The sequence below is a fragment of the Pseudomonas sp. Z3-6 genome, assembly GCF_051131985.1.
GTDB lineage: Bacteria > Pseudomonadota > Gammaproteobacteria > Pseudomonadales > Pseudomonadaceae > Aquipseudomonas > Aquipseudomonas zanjanensis.
Genome location: NZ_CP071644.1, coordinates 4150549 through 4172811, shown reverse-complemented (window position 1 = coordinate 4172811; position 22263 = coordinate 4150549). Strand labels below are relative to the sequence as shown.

The window sequence follows — 22263 nt, the reverse complement described above, 5'->3', positions numbered from 1 at the left end:
GGTGCCGTATCGCAACTACGTGGCCCAGGCCCGGTTGGGAGCGGGCCAACAGGCGCACGAAGCGTTTTTCCGCGAGATGCTTGGCGACATGGATGAGCCAACACTGCCGTTCGGTTTGCAGGATGTGCAGGGCGATGGACGGGATATCGAACACGCCTCGCAACCGTTGGATGCGGCGTTGAGCTTGCGTCTGCGAGCCCTGGCGCGTCAGCTCGGCGTGAGTGCCGCGAGCCTGGTGCACCTGGCCTGGGCGCAGGTGTTGGGCAAGGTGTCCGGCAAGCAGGACGTGGTGTTCGGCACGGTACTGATGGGCCGGATGCAGGGTGGTGATGGTGCTGACCGGGCACTGGGCATGTTCATCAACACCTTGCCTCTGCGCGTTGATGTGGGTGAGCAAACGGTACGCACGGGAGTGAAAACAACCCACGCACGGTTGACCGCATTGTTGGGGCATGAACATGCACCGCTGGTGCTGGCACAACGCTGCAGTGGCGTGGAGGCTCCCCTGCCGCTATTCAGTGGGCTGTTGAACTACCGCCATAGCGTTGTGGCCGACTCATCGGCGCAGTATCAAGCCGCATGGTCCGGTATCGAGGGGCTTGGTGGCGAAGAGCGCACCAACTACCCGCTGACATTGAACGTCGATGACTTGGGCGAAGGTTTTACCTTGTCTGTGTTGGTGACATCACCGGTCGGCGCGCAACGGGTGTGTGCCTATATGCACACGGCGTTGGAACGTCTGGCGGATGCGTTGGAACAGGCGCCTGACTCGGCATTGCGTGAGCTGTCGATTGTGCCGGCAGCGGAGCGCGAACAACTGCTGGTGGCGTTCAACGCCACCGAAGCCGATTACCCGCGGCAACAGACGATCCATGGGCTGTTCGAAGATCAGGTGCAGCGCACGCCGGATGCCGTGGCGGTGATTCGCGGCGAGCAACGCCTGAGCTATCGCGAGTTGAACGAACGGGCCAACCGCCTGGCCCATTACCTGCGCAAGCAGGGCGTAGAGCCGGACTCGCGGGTGGCGATCTGTGTCGAGCGCGGTATCGACATGGTGGTGGGACTGTTGGCGATCCTCAAGGCCGGCGGCGGTTATGTGCCGCTGGATCCGGCGTATCCGCTGGATCGGATTGCCTACATGTTGGAAGACAGTGCCCCGGCGGCGGTGTTAGCGCAGACGGCGACCCTTGAATTGCTGGCAGGCGCATCGATGCCAGTGGTCGATCTGGACAGCGGGCTGTGGCAGGACGAGTCCGTCCAGAATCCCGAGGTCGCCGAGCTGACGTCCTCGCACCTGGCTTACGTGATTTACACCTCGGGTTCGACCGGCCTGCCTAAAGGCGTGATGATCGAGCACCGCAACACGGTGAACTTCCTGACCTGGGCCCATCGTTCGTCTGATTCGCAGACCTTGGCTAAAACCCTGTTCTCGACTTCGTTGAACTTCGACCTGGCGGTCTACGAGTGCTTCGCGCCGCTGACCTCCGGCGGCAGCATCGACGTGGTCACTAATGTGCTGGAACTGCAACAGGGCGAGCACGACATCACGCTGATCAACACCGTGCCGTCTGCCCTCAAGGCCTTGTTGGAGTCCGGAGGGCTGGGCGAGGGCGTCGACACGGTGAACGTCGCCGGTGAAGCGCTCAAGCGCAGCCTGGTGGAAGCGTTGTTCGAGCAGACCCAGGTCAAGCGCCTGTGCAACCTCTACGGTCCTTCGGAAACCACGACCTATTCAAGTTGGGTGTCGATGGCCCGTGAAGACGGGTTTACCGCGCATATCGGCAAACCGGTGGCCAACACTCAGTTCTATCTGCTGGATGAACACAAACAACCGGTGCCATTGGGCGTACTGGGGGAAATCTACATCGGTGGCGCTGGGGTTGCTCGTGGTTATCTCAATCGTGACGACCTCACGGCCGAGCGTTTCCTGAAAGACCCGTTTAGCACGGCTCCAAACGCCCGCATGTATCGTACTGGCGACTTGGGCCGGTACCTGCCGGATGGCAACATCGAATACCTGGGCCGCAACGACGATCAGGTGAAGATTCGTGGTTTCCGCATCGAGTTGGGAGAGATCGAAGCCAAGCTCGCTCAACACGATGCCTTGAACGAAGCCGTGGTCCTGGCTCGTGAAGACGTGCCGGGTGACAAGCGCCTGGTGGCCTATTTCACCCAGAATTCACCAGTCGACATCGAAGCCCTGCGCACGCACCTTCAAGCGCAGTTACCGGCCTACATGGTGCCCGCTGCCTACGTTCGCCTCGACGCACTGCCGCTGACACCGAACGGCAAACTTGATCGCAAGGCCCTGCCGACACCAGACCTCGACGCGCTGATCACCCGTGGCTACGAAGCGCCGCAAGGCGAAATCGAAACCACTCTGGCACAAGTCTGGTCTGAGCTGCTCAAGGTTGAACGCGTCGGGCGTCATGACCACTTTTTCGAACTGGGCGGGCATTCGCTGTTGGCCGTGACGCTGATCGAGCGGATGCGTCAGGCCGGATTGAGTGCCGATGTGCGTGCGTTGTTCAGTCAACCCACCCTGGCCGCGCTGGCGGCAGCCGTCGGCGGTGGTAATGAGGTGAGTGTTCCGCAGAACCGGATTCCCTCGTGCTGCGAACACATCACCCCGGCCATGCTGCCATTGGTCACGCTGGACCAGCAAACCATCGACCGGATCGTGTCGACGGTACCGGGTGGGGGGCGCAACGTGCAGGACATTTATCCGCTGGCACCGTTGCAGGAGGGCATCCTTTACCATCACCTCTCGTCTGAACAGGGCGATCCTTATGTGCTGCAAACGCAGTTCGCTTTCGACAGTCGCGAGCGCCTCGATGATTTCACCCAGGCCTTGCAAGGCGTGATCGACCGCCACGACATCCTGAGAACGTCCATGGCCTGGGAAGGACTGGAGGCGCCGGTGCAAGTGGTCTGGCGTGAGGCCGTGCTGGGTATCGAGCAAGTGAGTCTGCGGCTTGAGGACGGAGACATCGCTCGCCAACTGCAGGCGCGTTTCGACGCTCGGCACCATCGCCTGGATATCCGCCAGGCGCCGCTGATGTGTATCCGCTTTGCGCAAGATGCAGTCAACCAGCGTTGGGTGGCCACCCTGTTGTTCCACCACATGGCGCTCGATCATACGGCGCTGGAGGTGGTACGACACGAGATGCAGGCCTATTTGCTGGGGCAGGCCGACCAGTTGGGCGCCGCGGTGCCGTATCGCAACTATGTGGCCCAGGCGCGCCTGGGGGTCGGCGCGCAGGAGCACGAAGGGTTCTTCCGCGAGATGCTTGGCGACGTCGATGTGCCGACGCTGCCATTCGGCTTGACCCAGGTCCAGGGCGACGGGCGCGACATCGAGGAAGTCTCGGCGCCGGTCGATGAGGACCTGAGCCTGCGTCTACGGGCTCAGGCTCGCCAACTGGGCGTGGGTGCCGCGAGCCTGATCCATCTGGCCTGGGCCAGGGTCCTGGCAGTGGCTTCGGGCCAGGAAAACGTGGTCTTCGGTACGGTGCTGATGGGGCGGATGCAGGGCGGTGAGGGGGCTGACCGGGCCTTGGGCATGTTCATCAATACCTTGCCGATCTGCGTGCCGGTGAATGGGCAAAGCGTGCGGGACGCGGTGAAGACCACCCACGCGCGCCTGACCGGGCTGCTGGGGCATGAGCATGCTTCCCTGGCCTTGGCCCAACGCTGCAGCGACGTGGCCTCGCCAGCGCCGCTGTTCAGCGCGTTGCTGAATTTCCGTCACAGTTCATTGCAGGTGACCGATGAGGGCCTGTCGGCCTGGAACGGCATGCAAATATTGTCCAGCGAGGAACGCACCAACTATCCGCTGACGTTGAACGTCGATGACCTGGGTGAAGGCTTCAGCCTGACGGTGCAGGTCGAGTCCCGGATCGGTGCGCAACGTATCTGTGATTATGTGCAGGTGGCCCTGCAGAGCCTGGTCGATACCTTGGAACATGCGCCGCAAACGGCGGTGCGCAACCTCACGGTGCTGCCGTCGGCCGAACGCACGCAACTGTTGGAAACCTGGAATGCGCCAGAGGCGACCTATGCCCATGACGCGCTGATCCATCGCCAGTTCGAGGCCCAGGTCGCGACGCAACCCGACGCGGTGGCGGTGGTGTTCGAGGATCAGGCACTGACCTACGGCGAACTCAACGCCCATGCCAACCAACTCGCCCATCGCCTGCTGTCGCTGGGCGTTAACCCGGATGACCGGGTGGCGATCTGTGTCGAACGTGGCCTGGACATGATTGTCGGCCTGTTGGGCATCTTGAAGGCGGGCGCTGGCTACGTACCGCTGGATCCGGCTTCTCCGGCGGAACGTATCGCCTACATGCTCGAGGACAGTTCCCCCGTGGCCATCGTGGTACATGCCGCCACCCATGGGCTGCTGGCCGAAGAGTCCGTACGGGTGATCGAACTCGATAGCCCGGCGTTGCGCAACCAGTCCACCGTCAACCCGCAAGTGCCGGGCCTGACGTCGTCGCAGTTGGCCTACGTGATCTACACCTCGGGTTCGACCGGCTTGCCCAAGGGCGTGATGGTCGAGCACCGCAACGTCGCCCGGCTGTTCTCGGCGACCCAGCCCTGGTTCGATTTTGGTCCGCAAGACGTCTGGGCGTTGTTCCATTCCTTTGCCTTCGATTTCTCGGTTTGGGAAATCTGGGGCGCGTTGACCCATGGCGGCCGCTTGCTGGTGGTGCCGCAACTGGTCAGCCGTTCTCCGCAAGAGTGCTATGCGCTGTTGTGCGAGGCCGGGGTCACTGTCCTCAACCAGACGCCAAGTGCTTTCCGCCAATTGATTGCCGCGCAAGGCGAGAGCGATCTGCGCCACAGCCTGCGCCAGGTGATCTTTGGCGGTGAAGCATTGGAAACCGGGATCCTCAAGCCTTGGTTCGCCCGTGCAGCCAATGCCGGGACACAACTGGTGAACATGTACGGCATCACCGAAACAACGGTGCACGTGACCTATCGCCCCCTGGAAGCGGCCGACGCGCAGTTGGCCGGTGTCAGCCCGATCGGCAAGCGCATTCCCGACTTGCAACTGTACGTGCTCGATGCCCGGCGCGAGCCGGTGCCGGTGGGTGTGGTGGGTGAGATGTATGTGGGCGGGGCGGGTGTGGCGCGGGGTTACCTGAACCGTCCCGAATTGACCCGGGAACGCTTTATCGACGACACCTTCAGCGGGTGCGAAGGCGCGCGCCTGTACCGGACCGGCGACCTCGGCCGCTGGTTGGCGGACGGCAGCGTCGAGTACCTGGGCCGCAACGACGACCAGGTGAAGATCCGCGGTTTCCGTATCGAACTGGGCGAGATCGAAGCGACCCTGGCGGCCTGCGAGGGCGTCAGCGACGCGGTGGTCATCGCTCGCGAGGACGAACCGGGCGACAAGCGCCTGGTGGCCTATGTGATCGCTGCCAACGGTGCATCGCTATCGGCTGCCGACCTGCGTGCTCAATTGCTGGGGTCGCTGGCGGAGTACATGGTACCGGGCGCGTTCGTGGTCCTTGGCGCGTTCCCGCTGACCACCAACGGCAAGCTCGACCGCAAGGCGCTGCCGGTACCGGATCAGTCGTCGGTGGCGACTCGCGAATACGAAGCCCCGCAAGGCGAGGCCGAGACCGTCATCGCCGCGATCTGGCAAGACTTGCTGGACCTTGAGCAAGTCGGTCGTCACGACAACTTCTTCGAACTGGGCGGTCACTCGCTGCTGGCGGTGAAACTGATCGAACGCATGCGTCACGCTGGTTTGAGCGCCGACGTGAGGGTGCTGTTCGGCCAGCCGACGCTCGCGGCGCTGGCCGCTGCGGTCGGTGGGTATTCGGAAGTCGTGGTACCGGCCAATGGCATCCCGGATGGCTGCACGCGGATTACCCCGGACATGCTGCCATTGGCTGAGCTGGACCAATGGGCAATCGATGGGATCGTTTCGAAGGTGCCGGGCGGCGTGGCCAACGTGCAGGATATTTATGCACTGGCGCCGTTGCAGGAGGGAATTCTTTACCATCACCTCGCGGCGGCCAAAGGCGATCCCTATCTGCAATATATGATGTTCGCGTTCGACAGCTTCACACGCCTGGAGTCTTTCACCCAGGCGTTGCAATCCGTTGTCGCCCGCCATGACATCCTGCGCACGGGCGTGCTCTGGGAAGGCCTGGCCGAGCCCATGCAGGTGGTCTGGCGTGAAGCCCGGCTGGCAGTCGAGGCGGTGACGCTGGACCCGGCGGCCGGCGATATCGCCACGCAACTGCATGAGTGTTTCGACCCCCGGCACTATCGCCTGGACATCCGCCAGGCACCGCTGATGCGGGTCGCTTATGCGCAAGATGCGGCGAACCAGCGTTGGGTGGGCATGCTGCTGTTCCATCACTTGGTGGACGACGCCACGTCGCTGGCGGCACTGTCGGCGGAGATCGAAGCGCACATGCTGGGCCAGGCACAACGCTTGCCGGCCTCGGTGCCGTACCGCAACTACGTGGCCCAGGCCCGGTTGGGGGTGAGTCGTGAGGCCCACGAACAGTTTTTCCGCGACATGCTCGGCGACATTGACGAGCCGACGCTGCCGTTCGGCTTGCAGGATGTGCAGGGCGATGGCAGCGGCATCGAGGAGGTTCGCCAGGACGTCGATGCTGAGCTCAGCCTTCGGCTGCGGGCCCAGGCCCGTCAGCTCGGCGTGAGCACGGCAAGCCTGTATCACTTGGTCTGGGCTCAGGTGCTGGGCAAGGTGTCGGGCAAGGACGACGTGGTGTTCGGCACCGTGCTGGTTGGCCGGATGCAAGGCGGCGAGGGCGCCGACCGCGCATTGGGGATGTTCATCAATACCTTGCCGTTGCGGGTGAGTGTGGGGCAAACCGCGGTCGGTGCCGGCGTGAAAGCGACCCATGCACGCCTGACCGCGTTGCTCGGCCACGAACATGCCTCGCTGGTGCTGGCGCAACGCTGCAGCGGTGTGGAGTCGCCAACGCCATTGTTCAGTGCCTTGCTCAACTATCGCCACACCGCCGCGCTGAACTCAAGCGAGGCGCTGTCGGCCTGGGACGGTATACAGCTGCTCAGCGGCGAAGAACGCACAAACTATCCGCTGACGCTGTCGGTGGACGACCAGGGCGAGGCGTTCAGCTTCAGCATTATGACCCCTGCGCGCATTGGTGCGCAGCGCCTTTGCGGCTATGTTCGACAGGCTCTGGAAAATCTGGTCCGGATGCTTGAGCAGACGCCTGACGCTCCGCTGCATCAGCTGTCGATACTGCCACCCGGCGAGCGGCAAAAACTGCTGGCCGAGTTCAATACCGACGACACCGATGACCTGCGGGAGCAGACTATCCTCGGCCTCTTCGAAGCCCAGGTTCAACGCACACCGGACGCCGTGGCGGTGCTGGACGGCGGACAACCGCTGAGCTATCGCCAGTTGAATGCGCGAGCCAATCGGCTGGCGCATTATCTGCGCAAGCAAGGTGTGCAACCGGATTCGCGCGTGGCCATCTGCGTCTGGCGCAGTGCCGAGATGGTGATCGGGCTGCTGGCGGTCCTCAAGGCCGGTGGCGGTTATGTGCCGCTGGACCCGGCTTACCCGGCGGACCGCCTTGCCTACATGCTGGCCGACAGCGAGCCGGCTGCGGTATTGGTCCAGGCGGGCACCCGAGGGCTGTTGGCCAACGTCCAGGTGCCATTGATCGACCTGGATGGCGGTCCATGGCAAGACGAGCCGGAGCACACCCCGGATATCACGGGCCTGACCCCGGCCCACCTGGCCTACGTGATCTACACCTCCGGCTCCACCGGACTGCCCAAGGGCGTGATGGTCGAGCATCGCGGCCTGCGCAACCTGTTGGACTGGTACCTCTACGACGTGACGTTCCATGCCGGCGACGCGGTGTTGCTCGCGTCCTCCTATAGCTTCGACCTGACCCAGAAAAACATCCTGGCGCCGCTGATGGTCGGTGCCACGCTGCACCTGGCCGAAGAACCCTTCAACCCCGGCGCCATCGTTGCCCAGATCGTCGAGGCCGGCATCACTCTCCTGTGCATGTCCCCCAGCGCCTTCCATGCGCTGGTGGACGCCGATCATCAGCAGGCCCTGGCCTGCCTGAAGCGAGTGGTGTTGGGCGGCGAGCCGATCCAGCTCGCCATGCTGGAAAAACTCCCACTGCCAAGGCCCGCGATCATCAACAGCTACGGACCGACCGAGTGCAGCGACATCGTCGCCTGGCACACGGTGGACAGCGACCTGGAAACCTACCGCCATCAGTCGATTCCCATCGGCCGGCCGATCCGCCACATGCAATTGCATGTGCTCGACAGCCACGGGCAATTGTTGCCGGTGGGCGTTCCGGGCGAGATTCACATCGGCGGCGTGGGGGTGGCCCGCGGTTACCTCAACCTGCCGCAACTCAGCGCCGAACGCTTCATTGCCGACCCGTTCTACGGCAAAAGTGATGCGCGGCTGTACAAGACTGGCGACATCGGTCGCTGGCTGCCTGACGGCACGTTGCAGTACCTGGGGCGTAACGACGATCAGGTAAAGATCCGCGGTTTCCGTATAGAACTGGGGGAGATCGAAGCCCGGCTCGCCCGGCACGAGGCGGTGAAGAAGGCCGCGGTGCTGGCCCGTGAAGACGCACCCGGGGAAAAACGCCTGGTGGCCTATTTCACCCAATATCCGTCAGACGATGTGCTGGACATCGAGGCGCTGCGTGCCTACCTGCAAGCTCACTTGCCGGCCTTCATGGTGCCGGCGGCCTATGTACGCCTCGACGCCATGCCGCTGACACCCAACGGCAAGCTCAATCGCAAGGTGCTGCCGGCACCGGCCCTGGAGGCGTTCATCACCCGAGGCTACGAAGCCCCCATCGGCGAAACCGAAATCACACTGGCCCAACTGTGGGCTGAAGTCCTCAACGTGGAACGCGTTGGCCGTCACGATCATTTCTTTGAACTGGGCGGGCATTCCTTGCTCGCCGTCAGCCTGATGGAGCGGATGCGCCAGGAAGGCATGGAAGCGGATGTGCGGGCGTTGTTCGAGCAGCCCACGCTCTCGGAATACGCGGCAACGACAGAAAAAATGGAGATTGTCCTGTGAGTGTGATCGAACTGTTGGCGACACTAAAAGAAAAAGACGTACAGCTTTCGGTCAAGGGCGATCAGCTCGTGGTACGCGGCCGTAAACAGTCCCTGGGCGAGCCGGCGGTGCTGGCCTTGCTGCGTGAGCACAAAGCCGCGCTGATCGAGTTGATCCAGGCCGGGCAATACGATGACAGCAAGGCTGGCGAAGTCGACATCCCAGCCAACGCCATCCCCGTCGGCTGTGGGCAGATCACGCCGGACATGCTGCCACTGGTGACCCTCGACCAGCCGGCCATCGACCGCATCGTGGCCACCGTGCCGGGCGGCGCGGCCAATGTGCAGGACATCTACCCGCTGGCGCCGTTGCAGGAGGGGATTCTTTATCACCACCTGACCGCCACCCAGGGCGATCCCTATGTGTTGCAGGCACACTTCAGCATCGCCCGGCAGGAGCGCCTGACGGATTTTGTCGACGCCTTGCAAAGCGTGATCGACCGCCACGACATCCTGCGCACCGCCATCGTCCGCGAGGGGTTGCAAGAGGCGGTGCAGGTGGTCTGGCGCGAGGCCCGGCTGGGGGTCAAGGACATCAGCGCCGACCTCGCCGAGGGCGACGTCATGGCGCAATTGCAGGCACGCTTCGATCCTCGTCACTATCGCCTGGACATCAGCCAGGCACCGCTGTTGCTGCTGGTGGTCGCCGAGGACCCGGCCAACCAGCGCTGGGCCGCCATGCTGCTGTTCCATCACATGGCCCTTGACCACGCGGCCCTGGCGGTTGTGCAGAGTGAAATGCAAGCCTACCTGATGGGGCAGGCCGGGCAATTGCAGCCCGCCGCGCCTTACCGCGACTATGTCGTTCGGACCCGCCAGGCCGGCCAGCGCCAGGCTGACGAGAGGTTCTTCCGCGAGATGCTGGGTGACGTCGAGGAGCCGACCCTGCCCTTTGGCCAACAGGATGTGCTGGGCGACGGCAGTGCCATCGAAGAAAGTCATCTGACCCTGGCACCAGACCTCAGTTGCCGGCTGCGCGCGCAGGCACGTCAGCTCGGCGTGAGCGCGGCGAGCATTTTTCACCTGGCCTGGGCACAGGTGCTCGGCGGCGTCTCGGGTCGTGAGGACGTCGTGTTCGGCACGGTGATGCTCGGCCGCATGCAGGCCGGCGAAAGCATGACCCGGGCCCTGGGCATGTTTATCAACACCTTGCCGTTGCGCGTGGGGGTAGGTGCACAGAACGTGCGCGATGGGGTGAAAAGCGCCCACGCCAGGTTGAGCAGCCTGCTCAGTCACGAATACGCATCCCTGGCCCTGGCGCAACGTTGCAGCGGCGTGGCGGCACCGGCACCGCTGTTCAGCGCGTTGCTGAACTACCGCCACAGCGCCAGCAGCGCCCAAGCGCTCCCGGCCGAGGTCAGCCTGGCCTGGGACGGTATGCAAGCCCTGGGCGCGGAAGAACGCACCAACTATCCGCTGATTCTTTCGGTGGACGATTTTTCCGATGACTTCGCCTTGTCGGTGCAAGCCACTGCGTTGATTGGCGCGCAACGCATCGGCGACTACATGCAGGCCGCCGTTGAAAGCCTGGTTTGCGCCTTGGAGTCTGCGCCTGGCGCGAGGCTCAACAGCCTGTCGTTCCTGCCGGAATCGGAGCGCGAACGGGTGCTGGTGTCGTTCAATGACACCGACCGTGACTATCCGCGGCAACAATCGATTCATGCCTTGTTCGAGGCCCAGGCCGAGGCACGTCCGGACGCACCGGCAGCGGTGCAGGGTGGGCAAGTCCTGACTTACCGCGAACTGGACAGCAAGGCCGAGCGCTTGGCCAGGCATCTGCTCGACCTTGGCCTGCACGCGGGTCAAACCGTGGCGATCCTGCTGCCACGTTCGCTCGATCTACTGGTCAGCCAGTTGGCCGTCCTCAAGTGCGCGGCGGTGTACCTGCCGCTGGACGTCAACGCGCCCGCCGAGCGCCAGCAGTTCATGATCGAGGACAGCCACGCCGTGCTGGCCTTGACCCACAGCCGCGAAGCCTTGGCGCCGGGCATGCGTCGGGTGGACCTGGACAGTGTCGAGCTTCCCGAGCTGGCGGCCCATTGCCGCCAGCAACCGGCATCGAGCGAAGCGCCGGCCTACATCATGTACACCTCAGGGTCCACGGGGACGCCCAAAGGCGTGCTGGTGCCGCATCGGGCCATCAGCCGACTGGTGATCAATAACGGTTACGCCGATTTCAACGAGCAGGACCGGGTGGCCTTCGCCTCCAACCCGGCTTTCGACGCCAGCACCCTGGAAGTCTGGGCACCGTTGCTCAACGGCGGTTGCGTGGTGGTGGTCGACCAGGACGTGCTGTTGTCCCAGGAACGCTTGCACAGGCTGTTGCTCGAGCAAGCGGTGAATGTGTTGTGGATGACGGCGGGGCTGTTTCACCAATACGCCGACCGCCTGATGGACGTGTTCGCCCAGTTGCGCTACTTGATTGTCGGCGGCGACGTGCTGGATCCGGCGGTAATCGCCCGCGTCCTCAAAGAGGGCGCGCCGGCCCATTTGCTCAACGGCTACGGCCCGACGGAAGCGACGACGTTTTCGACCACCTATGAAATCAAGGCCGTCGGCGATGGCAGCGTCCCGATTGGCCGGCCCTTGGGCAACACCCGGGTCTACCTCCTCGATGCGCAACAGCGACCCGTGCCCCAAGGTGTGGCCGGCGAGCTCTACATCGGCGGCCTGGGGGTCGCCAACGGCTACTTGAACCGCCCGGACCTGACCGCCGAGAAGTTCCTCCTCGACCCGTTCAGCCAGGACGCCCAGGCGCTGATGTACCGCACCGGCGACCTCGGGCGCTTCCGGGAGGACGGCAATATCGAATACCTGGGCCGCAACGACGGCCAAGTGAAGATCCGTGGCTTCCGCATCGAACCGGGGGAGATTGAAGCCCGCCTGGCTCAATACGCTGCGGTGAAAGAGGCGACGGTGCTGGTGCGTGAAGACGTTCCCGGCGAAAAACGCCTGGTGGCCTATTTCACCTTGCATTCAACGGATGACCGCGCGGACATCGAAGCCCTGCGCGCGCACCTGCAAAGCCGCTTGCCGGACTACATGGTGCCGGCCGCCTACGTGCGCCTGGATGCCTTGCCGCTGACGCCCAACGGCAAGCTCGACCGCAAGGCCTTGCCGGCACCGGACCAGGCGTCGATCATCACCCGGGGCTACGAAGCCCCGGTAGGTGAAACCGAAATCACCCTGGCCCGACTGTGGCAGCAAGTCCTGAATGTCGAGCGGGTGGGGCGTCACGATCATTTCTTCGAGCTGGGCGGCCATTCCTTGCTCGCCGTCAACCTGATCGAGCAGATGCGCCAGGTCGGCTTGAGTGCCGATGTCCGCGTGCTGTTCGGCCAGCCGACCCTCGCGGCACTGGCCGCGGCGGTGGGGGGCGGCCATGAGATCGAGGTGCCGGCCAATGGCATCACTCCCGATTGTGCGCGGATCACCCCGGCCATGCTGCCGCTGGCGACATTGACCCAGGAGGCGATCGACCGGATCGTCGCTACGGTGCCGGGCGGGGCGCCCAACGTGCAGGACATCTACCCGCTGGCGCCGTTGCAGGAAGGTATCCTCTATCACCATGTCTCGGCGCAGCAGGGCGATCCCTACGTGCTGCAGGCGCTGTTCGCCTTCCAGGACGAGGCGCGCCTCGAGGCCTTTGCCCAGGCATTGCAAGGTGTCATCGATCGGCACGACATCCTGCGCACCTCGATCATGTGGGAGGGGTTGGAGCAACCGGTACAGGTGGTCTGGCGCAAGGCACTGTTGAGCGTCGAGCAACTGCAACTGGACGCGGCGGACGTCGATGCCGTGACCCAACTGCATGCCCGTTACGACTCCCGTCATCATCGCCTGGACATTCGCCAGGCGCCGCTGATGTGCCTGCGTTATGCCTATGACTCGACCAACCAGCGCTGGGTGGCGATGTTGCTGTTCCACCACATTGCCCTGGACCATACCGCGCTGGAGGTGGTGCAGCAGGAAATGCAGGCGCACCTGCTGGGCCAGGCCGGCCAATTGGCCGCTGCGCTGCCGTACCGCAACTATGTGGCCCAGGCGCGCCTGGGTGTCAGCGAGCAAGCGCACGAGGCGTTTTTCCGCGAGATGCTGGGTGATGTCGACGAGCCGACCCTGCCGCTGGGGTTGCAACAGGTGCAGGGTGACGGTCGCGGCATCGAGGAGGCCAAGCTGGAAGTGGACGCTGCCTTGAGCCATCGCTTGCGGGCCCAGGCGCGGCAGCTCGGGGTGAGTGCGGCCAGCCTGCACCATTTGGCTTGGGCGCAGGTACTGGGACGTTTGTCCGCGCGGGAGGACGTGGTGTTCGGCACGGTGCTGATGGGACGGATGCAGGCCGGCGAGGGCGCCGACCGGGTCCTGGGCATGTTCATCAACACCTTGCCGCTGCGGGTCAAGCTGGACGAGCAGGGCGCCCGCGCCGGGGTCAAGACTGCCCATGAACGGCTGACCGCCTTGCTCGGTCACGAACACGCTTCGCTGGCCCTGGCGCAACGGTGCAGCCGCGTGGCCGCACCGGCTCCGTTGTTCAGTGCGCTGCTGAACTACCGGCACAGCGCGACCGGCACCGTTTCAGCCGAGGCCGTAAGCGCCTGGCAGGGCATGGAAATCCTCAGCAACGAAGAGCGGACCAACTACCCGCTGACCCTGTCGGTGGACGACCTGGGCGACGGTTTCATGCTGAGTGCCCTGGTGTCGCAAGGCATCGGTGCGGCGCGCATTTGCGCCTACATGCACACGGCCCTGGAAAGCCTGGTGCAAGCCCTTGAGCAAGCACCCCAGACGCCCCTCAACCGCTTGGAGATCCTGCCGGAAAGCGAACGTAACCAACTGCTGGTGGACTTCAACGCCACCCAGCGCGCCTATCCCCACGAGCAGACGGTCCTGGCGCTGTTCGAAGCCCAGGCCGCGTACCTGCCGCAGGCGATTGCGGCGGTGCACGGGCAGCGGCAAGTGACTTACGCGGAGCTGAACGAGCGCGCCAACCGCCTGGCCCATCACCTGATCGGCCTCGGCGTGCAGCCGGATGACTGCGTGGCGATCCTGCTGCCACGCTCCATCGAGCTGCTGGCCAGTCAACTGGCGATCCTCAAGTGCGCGGCGGCCTATGTGCCGCTGGACCGTAACGCCTCCCTGGAGCGCCAAGGCTTCATGCTCGACGACTGCCAGGCCAAGTGCCTGCTGACGTTCAGTACCGAGACCGTGCCCGAGGACGTTTCGCGCATCGACCTGGACACGCTGGACCACGAGGGGCCGCTGCACAACCCGGCATTGGCGCAGTCCAGCGAATCGATTGCCTACATCATGTACACCTCGGGCTCCACCGGCACTCCGAAAGGCGTGCTGGTGCCGCACCGGGCGATCAACCGCCTGGTGATCAACAACGGTTACGCCGATTTCAACGCCAACGATCGCATTGCCTTCGCCTCCAACCCGGCGTTCGACGCCAGCACCATGGACGTCTGGGGCGCCTTGCTCAATGGCGGGCAAGTGGTGGTGATCGACCATGACACCCTGCTTGAACCTTCGAGGTTTGCCCAGGTGCTGGAGGATGCGGGCATCACCGTGCTGTTCGTGACCACGGCGATCTTCAACCGGTACGTGCAACTGATTCCCCGGGCTATCGGCGGCCTGCGCATCCTGTTGTGCGGCGGCGAACGGGCCGACGTGGCGTCGTTCCGGCGCTTGCTGGACCTGGCGCCGGACCTGCGCCTGGTGCACTGCTATGGCCCGACCGAAACCACCACCTACGCCACCACCCTTGAGGTGAAGGCCGTGGCGGCGGATGCCGAGTGCGTACCGATCGGCGGCCCCATTGGCAACACCCAGGTCTATGTGCTCGATGCACGCCAGCGGTTGGCGCCGTTGGGTGTCGTCGGCGAGATGTACATCGGCGGCAAAGGGGTGGCGAAGGGTTACCTGAACCGGCCGGACCTGACCGCGGAAAAATTCATCGCCGACCCGTTCAGCCATGAACCCGACGCGCTGCTGTATCGCACCGGCGACCTCGGCCGCTGGTTGCCCGAAGGCAGCCTGGAATGCCTGGGGCGCAACGACGACCAAGTGAAAATCCGCGGTTTCCGCATCGAACTGGGCGAGATCGAAGCCAAGCTGGTGGCTTGCGTGGGTGTGAAGGACGCGGTGGTACTGGTGCGGGCCGATGAATCGGGCGAGAAGCGCCTGGTGGCCTATGTCATCGCCCAGCCGCAGGTCGAGCTGAGCGTGGCCGGGTTGCGCGAGCAATTGTCCGCGACCCTGTCGGACTACATGGTGCCCGCGGCGTTCGTGGTGTTGCCGGCGTTCCCATTGACCCTCAACGGCAAGGTCGACCGCAAGGCGCTGCCGGCACCGGATGCCGAGGCCTACGCCAGCCAGGCCTACGAAGCGCCGCAGGGCGAGATCGAGCAGGTCTTGGCCGACCTGTGGGCCGAGCTGTTGAAAGTGGAACGGGTTGGTCGCTACGACAACTTCTTCGAATTGGGCGGGCATTCGCTGCTGGCGATGAGGCTGATCGAGCGCATGCGCCAGGCCGAACTGTCGGTGGATGTGCGGGTGCTGTTCAGTCAGCCAACGCTGCAGGCACTGGCCGCTGCGGTGGGCGGGCACCGGGACGTTGTGGTGCCGGCCTGCGCCATCGTCGAAGGCTGTGAGCGCATCACGCCGGCCATGTTGCCGCTGGCGGCGTTGAGCCAGGAGGCCATCGATCGGATCGTGGCGAGCGTGCCGGGAGGGGCGCGCAACGTGCAGGACATCTACCCGCTGGCGCCGCTGCAGGAAGGCATCCTGTATCACCATTTGACGGCAAAAATGGGCGATCCGTACGTGTTGCAAACGTTGTTCGGTTTTGACACTCAGGCCCGCCTGGATGACTTTGCCCAGGCTTTGCAGGGGGTGATCGACCGGCACGACATTCTCAGGACTTCGATGGTCTGGGAACACCTCGACGAACCGATGCAAGTGGTGTGGCGACAGGCTCGGCTCAGCGTAGACGAGTTGGACGCGGACCCGAGCGGCGGCGATGCCGTTGCCCGGCTGTATGAGCGTTTCGATGCCCGGCATTATCGGCTGGACGTGCGGAAGGCACCGATGTTGCGCCTGGCCATCGCCGAAGACGTCGCGAACCGGCGCTGGGTCGCCATGCTGCTGTTCCACCACATGGTCCTGGACCATACCGGCCTGGAAGTGCTTGAACGTGAAATGCAGGCGCAGTTGCTGGGCAAGGTGCATGAACTGGGAGAGTCGGTGCCTTATCGCAACTATGTGGCCCAGGCGCGCCTGGGTGTCGACCAACAGGCCCATGAAGCGTTTTTCCGCGAGATGCTCGGCGACATCGACGAGCCGACGCTGCCGTTCGGCCTGCGGGACGTGCAAGGCGATGGCACTGGCGTGGAAGAGGTGAAACTGACCGTGGAGGCGGGCCTGTGCCGTCGGCTTCGCGCCCAGGCCCGACAGTTGGGCGTCAGCGCGGCCAGCTTGATGCACTTGGCCTGGGCGCACGTCCTGGGCCGTGTCAGCGGTCGCGACGACGTGGTCTTCGGCACCGTGCTGTTGGGTCGCATGCAGGCCGGCGATGGGGCCGACCGGGCCTTGGGCATGTTCATCAACACCCTGCCATTGCGGGTGAGCCTGGCTGGGCAAGGCGTATACGCAGCGGTGAAGGCCACCCACAAGCGACTCACCGGCCTGCTGGGCCATGAGCATGCTCCGTTGGCACTGGCCCAGCGTTGCAGTGGCGTGGTTGCGCCAACACCCTTGTTCAGTTCGATGCTCAACTATCGTCATTGCGGGGTCGAGGTGACCGCGCAGGCGCTGACGGCGTGGCAAGGCATCGAGTCGATTGGCGGTGAAGAACGGACCAATTACCCCTTGGCGCTGGCCGTGGACGATGAAGGCGAGGGCTTCAGCCTGGTGGTGCAAGCGTTGGTGGGGACCGGCGCGCGACGTATCGGCGAATACGTGCAGACCACGCTCGAAAGCCTGGTCAGCGCACTGGAGCAGGCGCCGGATACGCCACTGCAGGCCCTCACGAGTCTGCCAGAGGCCGAACGTCAGCAGCTGTTGGAAATGTTCAATGCCACTGCGGTTGACTACCCGCAAGGCCTGACCTTGCACGGCCTGTTCGAGGCGCGGGTCGCGGCCTGCCCGGACGCGGTGGCGGTGGTGGCTGGCGAGGCGCAACTGAGCTACGCACAACTGAATGAGCGCGCCAACCAGATTGCCCATCGCCTGCTGGAACTGGGCGTTCGCCCGGATGACCGCGTGGCGATCTGTGCCGATCGTAGCTTGGACATGGTCGCGGGCCTGCTGGGCATTCTCAAGGCCGGCGCGGCGTATGTGCCGCTGGACCCGGATTATCCCCGCGAGCGCCTGGCCTACATGCTGGAAAACAGCGCGCCCATGGTGGTGCTGACCCAGCGCGCTTTGCAGGCGAGCCTACCGGCTACCCAGGCGCGGACCCTGCTGCTGGATGAGGCAAAAGGGTTCTCGACGCAGCCAACCGACAATCCGCAGGTCGAGGGCCTGCATGCCCATCATCTGGCCTATGTCATCTACACCTCGGGTTCGACCGGCCTGCCCAAGGGCGTGATGAACGAGCACGGCGCGGTGGTCAACCGGCTGCTGTGGATGCAGGACGAATACGCTTTGACCGCCACAGACGCGGTGTTGCAAAAGACCCCGTTCAGCTTCGACGTGTCGGTGTGGGAATTCTTCTGGCCGCTGTTCAGCGGTGCGCGGCTGGTGATGGCCCGTCCAGGCGGGCATCGCGACCCGGCGTACCTGCGCGAAGTGATCCAGGCCCAGGGCATCACCACGTTGCACTTCGTGCCGTCGATGCTGGACGTGTTCCTGGCCCATGGCGAGGCGGGTCAGTGCGAAGGCTTGGTGCGGGTGATGTGCAGTGGCGAGGCGTTGCCGGGGCACCTGGTGCGGCGCTTCAAGGCGCAACTGCCGCAGACCGGTCTGTACAACCTGTACGGCCCGACCGAAGCGGCGGTGGACGTGACGGCGTGGGACTGCACGGGGGTAGACACCCCGGACAGCACACCGATCGGCAAGCCGATTGCCAACACGCGGATCTACCTGCTCGACGCCCATCGACAACCGGTGCCCCTGGGTGTGGCCGGTGAGATTTACATCGGTGGCGTGCAGGTGGCGCGGGGTTACCTGAACCGTCCGGAGTTGACCGTCGAGCGTTTCCTGGGGGATCCGTTCAGCGACTTGGTGAATGCCCGGATGTACCGCACCGGTGACTTGGGTCGTTATCTGCCGGATGGCAACATCGACTACCTGGGGCGCAACGATGACCAGGTGAAGATCCGTGGTTTCCGCATCGAGTTGGGCGAGATCGAAGCGCGGCTGGCGCAACATGACGCGGTGAAGGAAACCGTGGTGCTGGCCCGTGAAGATGCATCGGGCGAAAAACGCTTGGTGGCTTATTTCACCACTCATTCGGTGGATGAGATGGCGGAAATCGAAACCCTGCGTACTCATCTATCAGAGCAACTGCCTGAGTACATGGTGCCAACCGCCTACATCCGGCTCGACGCACTGCCGCTGACCCCCAACGGCAAACTCGACCGCAAGGCGCTGCCGGCACCGGATCATTCGGCAGTGATTGTTCGTGAATACGAGGCGCCACAAGGCGAAGTGGAAGCCAGTATTGCCCGGATCTGGGAAGACCTGCTCCAGCTCGAACAGGTCGGTCGCCACGACAACTTCTTCGAACTGGGCGGTCACTCGTTATTGGCCGTGAAAATGATCGAACGCCTGCGCCAGGTCGAGCTGAGCGTCGATGTGCGGGTCTTGTTCGGCCAGCCGACGTTGGCCGCGTTGGCCGCCGCCGTCGGGGGTTATCGGGAAGTTGTCGTACCGGCCAACGGGATCCCGGCCGGTTGCACACGCATCACACCGGACATGCTGCCGCTGGCCGATCTGTCCCAGGCGGAGATCGAGCAGGTCGTCGCGGCGGTGCCGGGCGGCGTCAGTAACGTCCAAGACATTTATGCCTTGGCACCGCTGCAGGAAGGCATCCTCTATCACCATCTGGCTGCCGCCGAAGGCGACCCCTATCTGCAACAGGTGATATTCGGTTTCGACCAGTTCACGCGCCTGGAAGATTTCGCCCATGCGCTGCAAGCCGTCATTAACCGCCACGATATCCTGCGCACCGCCGTACTCTGGGAAGGCCTGCCCGAACCCATGCAGGTGGTCTGGCGAGACGCGCCACTGAGTGTCGAGTCGGTTGCGCTGGATCCGAGCCAGGGTGACATCGCCACGCAGTTGCACCAGCGTTTCGACCCGCGGTTCTATCGCCTGGACATTCGCCAGGCGCCAATGATGCGGCTCGTCCATGCGCAAGACCCGGCGAACCAACGTTGGGTGGGCATGCTGTTGTTTCACCACCTGGTGGACGACGTCACGTCACTGGCGGTGCTGTCGGCGGAAATCGAGGCGCACATGCTCGGTCAGGCGCAGCGGCTGTCGGCGTCGGTGCCGTACCGCAACTTCGTGGCCCAGGCTCGCTTGGGTGTGAGCCGTGAGGCGCACGAAACCTTTTTCCGCGAAATGCTCGGTGACATCGACGAGCCGACGCTGCCGTTCGATTTGCAGGATGTGCAAGGCGATGGCAGCGGCCTCGAAGAGGTGCGCCAGGACGTCGCGGCCGACCTCAGTCGTCGGCTGCGGGCCCAGGCACGTCTGCTTGGGGTGAGCGCGGCGAGTTTGTACCACCTGGTTTGGGCGCAAGTACTGGGCAAGATATCGGGCAAGGACGATGTGGTGTTCGGTACGGTGCTGGTGGGGCGGATGCAGGGCGGCGAGGGGGCCGACCGGGCGCTGGGGATGTTCATCAATACCCTGCCGTTGCGGGTCAGTGTCGGGCAAACCGGGGTTCGTGCGGGGGTGAAAGCAACCCATGCTCGCCTGACCGCGTTACTGGGCCATGAACACGCCGCATTGGCGCTGGCGCAACGCTGCAGCGGTGTGCAGGCGCCGACGCCGTTGTTCAGTGCCTTGCTCAACTATCGCCACACCGGCACCACAGTGTCGAGCGAGACCTTGTCGGCTTGGAACGGTATCCAGATCCTCGGTGGCGAGGAGCGGACCAATTACCCGCTGATGTTGTCGGTGGATGACCAGGGCGAAGGGTTCAGCTTTACCGTCATGACCCCGGCACGCATTGGTGCGCAACGGCTTTGTAATTATGTGCAACACACGCTGGAGAACCTGGTCGGCATGCTTGAGCAGCAGCCGGACTTGCTTTTGCAGCACTTGTCGATCCTGCCGGATTCGGAGCGCGAGCAACTGCTGGTGACATTTAACGCCACCGAGGCCGACTATCCGCGGCAGCAGACGATCCATGGGTTGTTCGAAGCGCAGGTCCAGCGTACGCCGGATGCCGTGGCGGTGGTTCGTGGCGAGCGGCGCCTGACTTATCGCGAGTTGAACGAACGGGCCAACCGCCTGGCCCATCACCTGCGCAAGCAGGGCGTGGAGCCGGATTCGCGGGTGGCGATCTGTGTCGAGCGTGGCATCGACATGGTGGTGGGACTGCTGGCGATCCTCAAGGCCGGCGGTGGTTATGTGCCGCTGGATCCGGCGTATCCGCTGGATCGGATTGCCTACATGTTGGAAGACAGCGCGCCAGCAGCGGTGTTGGCGCAGACGGCGACCCTTGAATTGCTGGCAGGCGCATCGATGCCAGTGGTCGATCTGGACAGCGGACTGTGGCAGGACGAATCCGTCCAGAATCCCAAGGTCGCCGAGCTGACCTCCTCGCACCTGGCCTATGTCATCTACACCTCGGGTTCGACCGGCCTGCCTAAAGGCGTGATGATCGAGCACCGCAACACGGTGAACTTCCTCACTTGGGCCCATCGTTCGTTCGATTCGGAAACCTTGGCTAAAACCCTGTTCTCGACTTCGCTGAACTTCGACCTGGCCGTCTACGAATGCTTCGCGCCGCTGACCTCCGGCGGCAGCATCGACGTGGTCACTAATGTGCTGGAACTGCAACAGGGCGAACACGACATCACCCTGATCAACACCGTGCCGTCAGCGCTCAAGGCGTTGCTGGAGTCCGGTGGTGTAGGCGACGGCATCGACACGGTGAACGTCGCCGGTGAGGCCTTGAAGCGAAGCCTGGTGGAGACCTTATTCGAACAGACCCAGGTCAAGCGCCTGTGCAACCTCTACGGCCCTTCGGAAACCACGACGTATTCGAGTTGGGTGTCGATGGCCCGCGAAGACGGCTTTGCCGCGCACATCGGCAAACCGGTGGCGAATACGCAGTTCTACCTGCTGGACGAACATAAACAACCGGTGCCACTGGGCGTGCCGGGTGAAATCTACATCGGCGGGGCCGGGGTCGCTCGCGGCTATCTGAACCGCGATGACCTGACGGCTGAACGCTTCCTGAAAGACCCGTTCAGCACGGCTCCAAACGCTCGCATGTATCGCACCGGCGACCTGGGCCGCTACCTGCCGGACGGCAACATCGAATACCTGGGCCGCAACGACGATCAGGTGAAGATCCGTGGTTTCCGCATCGAGTTGGGCGAGATTGAAGCCAAGCTCGCCCGCCACCAAGCGCTTAAAGAAACCGTGGTCCTGGCCCGCGAAGACATACCGGGCGACAAGCGCCTGGTGGCCTATTTCACCCAGCACTCGCCGGACGAAGCTGTCGCCATCGAAACCCTGCGCACGCACCTGCAAGCGCAGTTACCAGCGTATATGGTGCCCGCCGCCTACGTGCGCCTGGATGCCTTGCCCCTGACGCCGAACGGCAAGCTCGACCGCAAGGCGCTACCGGCCCCCGACAGCCATGCCTACACCACGCGTCTGTATGAAGCCCCGGTGGACGACATGGAGATCAAGCTCGCAGCGTTGTGGGCGGAGTTGCTCAAGGTCGAACGAGTGGGTCGGCATGACCACTTCTTCGAACTGGGTGGCCACTCGTTGCTCGCCGTGACGCTGATCGAACGCATGCGCCAGGACGGCATGGAGGCCGATATCCGTGTGCTGTTCGGCCAGCCCACCCTGGCCCTGGTGGCTGCCGCCGTGGGCGAGGTACGGCCTATCGAAGTACCGATGACGACAATTCCCGCGCTCACGCGCAAACGCAGTATCTGA

2 protein-coding genes (1 of these 2 only partly in view) are annotated in these 22263 nt (G+C 63.9%); both read left to right on the top strand.

Annotated features, from left to right (window positions below):
* Window positions 1–9091: the 3' end of a non-ribosomal peptide synthase/polyketide synthase gene (locus J3P88_RS18205; protein ID WP_434570766.1), read on the top strand. The gene continues 20030 nt to the left of window position 1, outside the view; only the last 9091 of its 29121 coding nucleotides appear in the window; the start codon falls outside the window, past its left edge; the stop codon is at window positions 9089–9091.
* Window positions 9088–22263, top strand: a complete 13176-nt coding sequence (locus tag J3P88_RS18200; RefSeq protein ID WP_434570763.1) for an amino acid adenylation domain-containing protein — start codon at window positions 9088–9090, stop codon at window positions 22261–22263. The genes J3P88_RS18205 and J3P88_RS18200 overlap by 4 nt, the downstream gene beginning before the upstream one ends.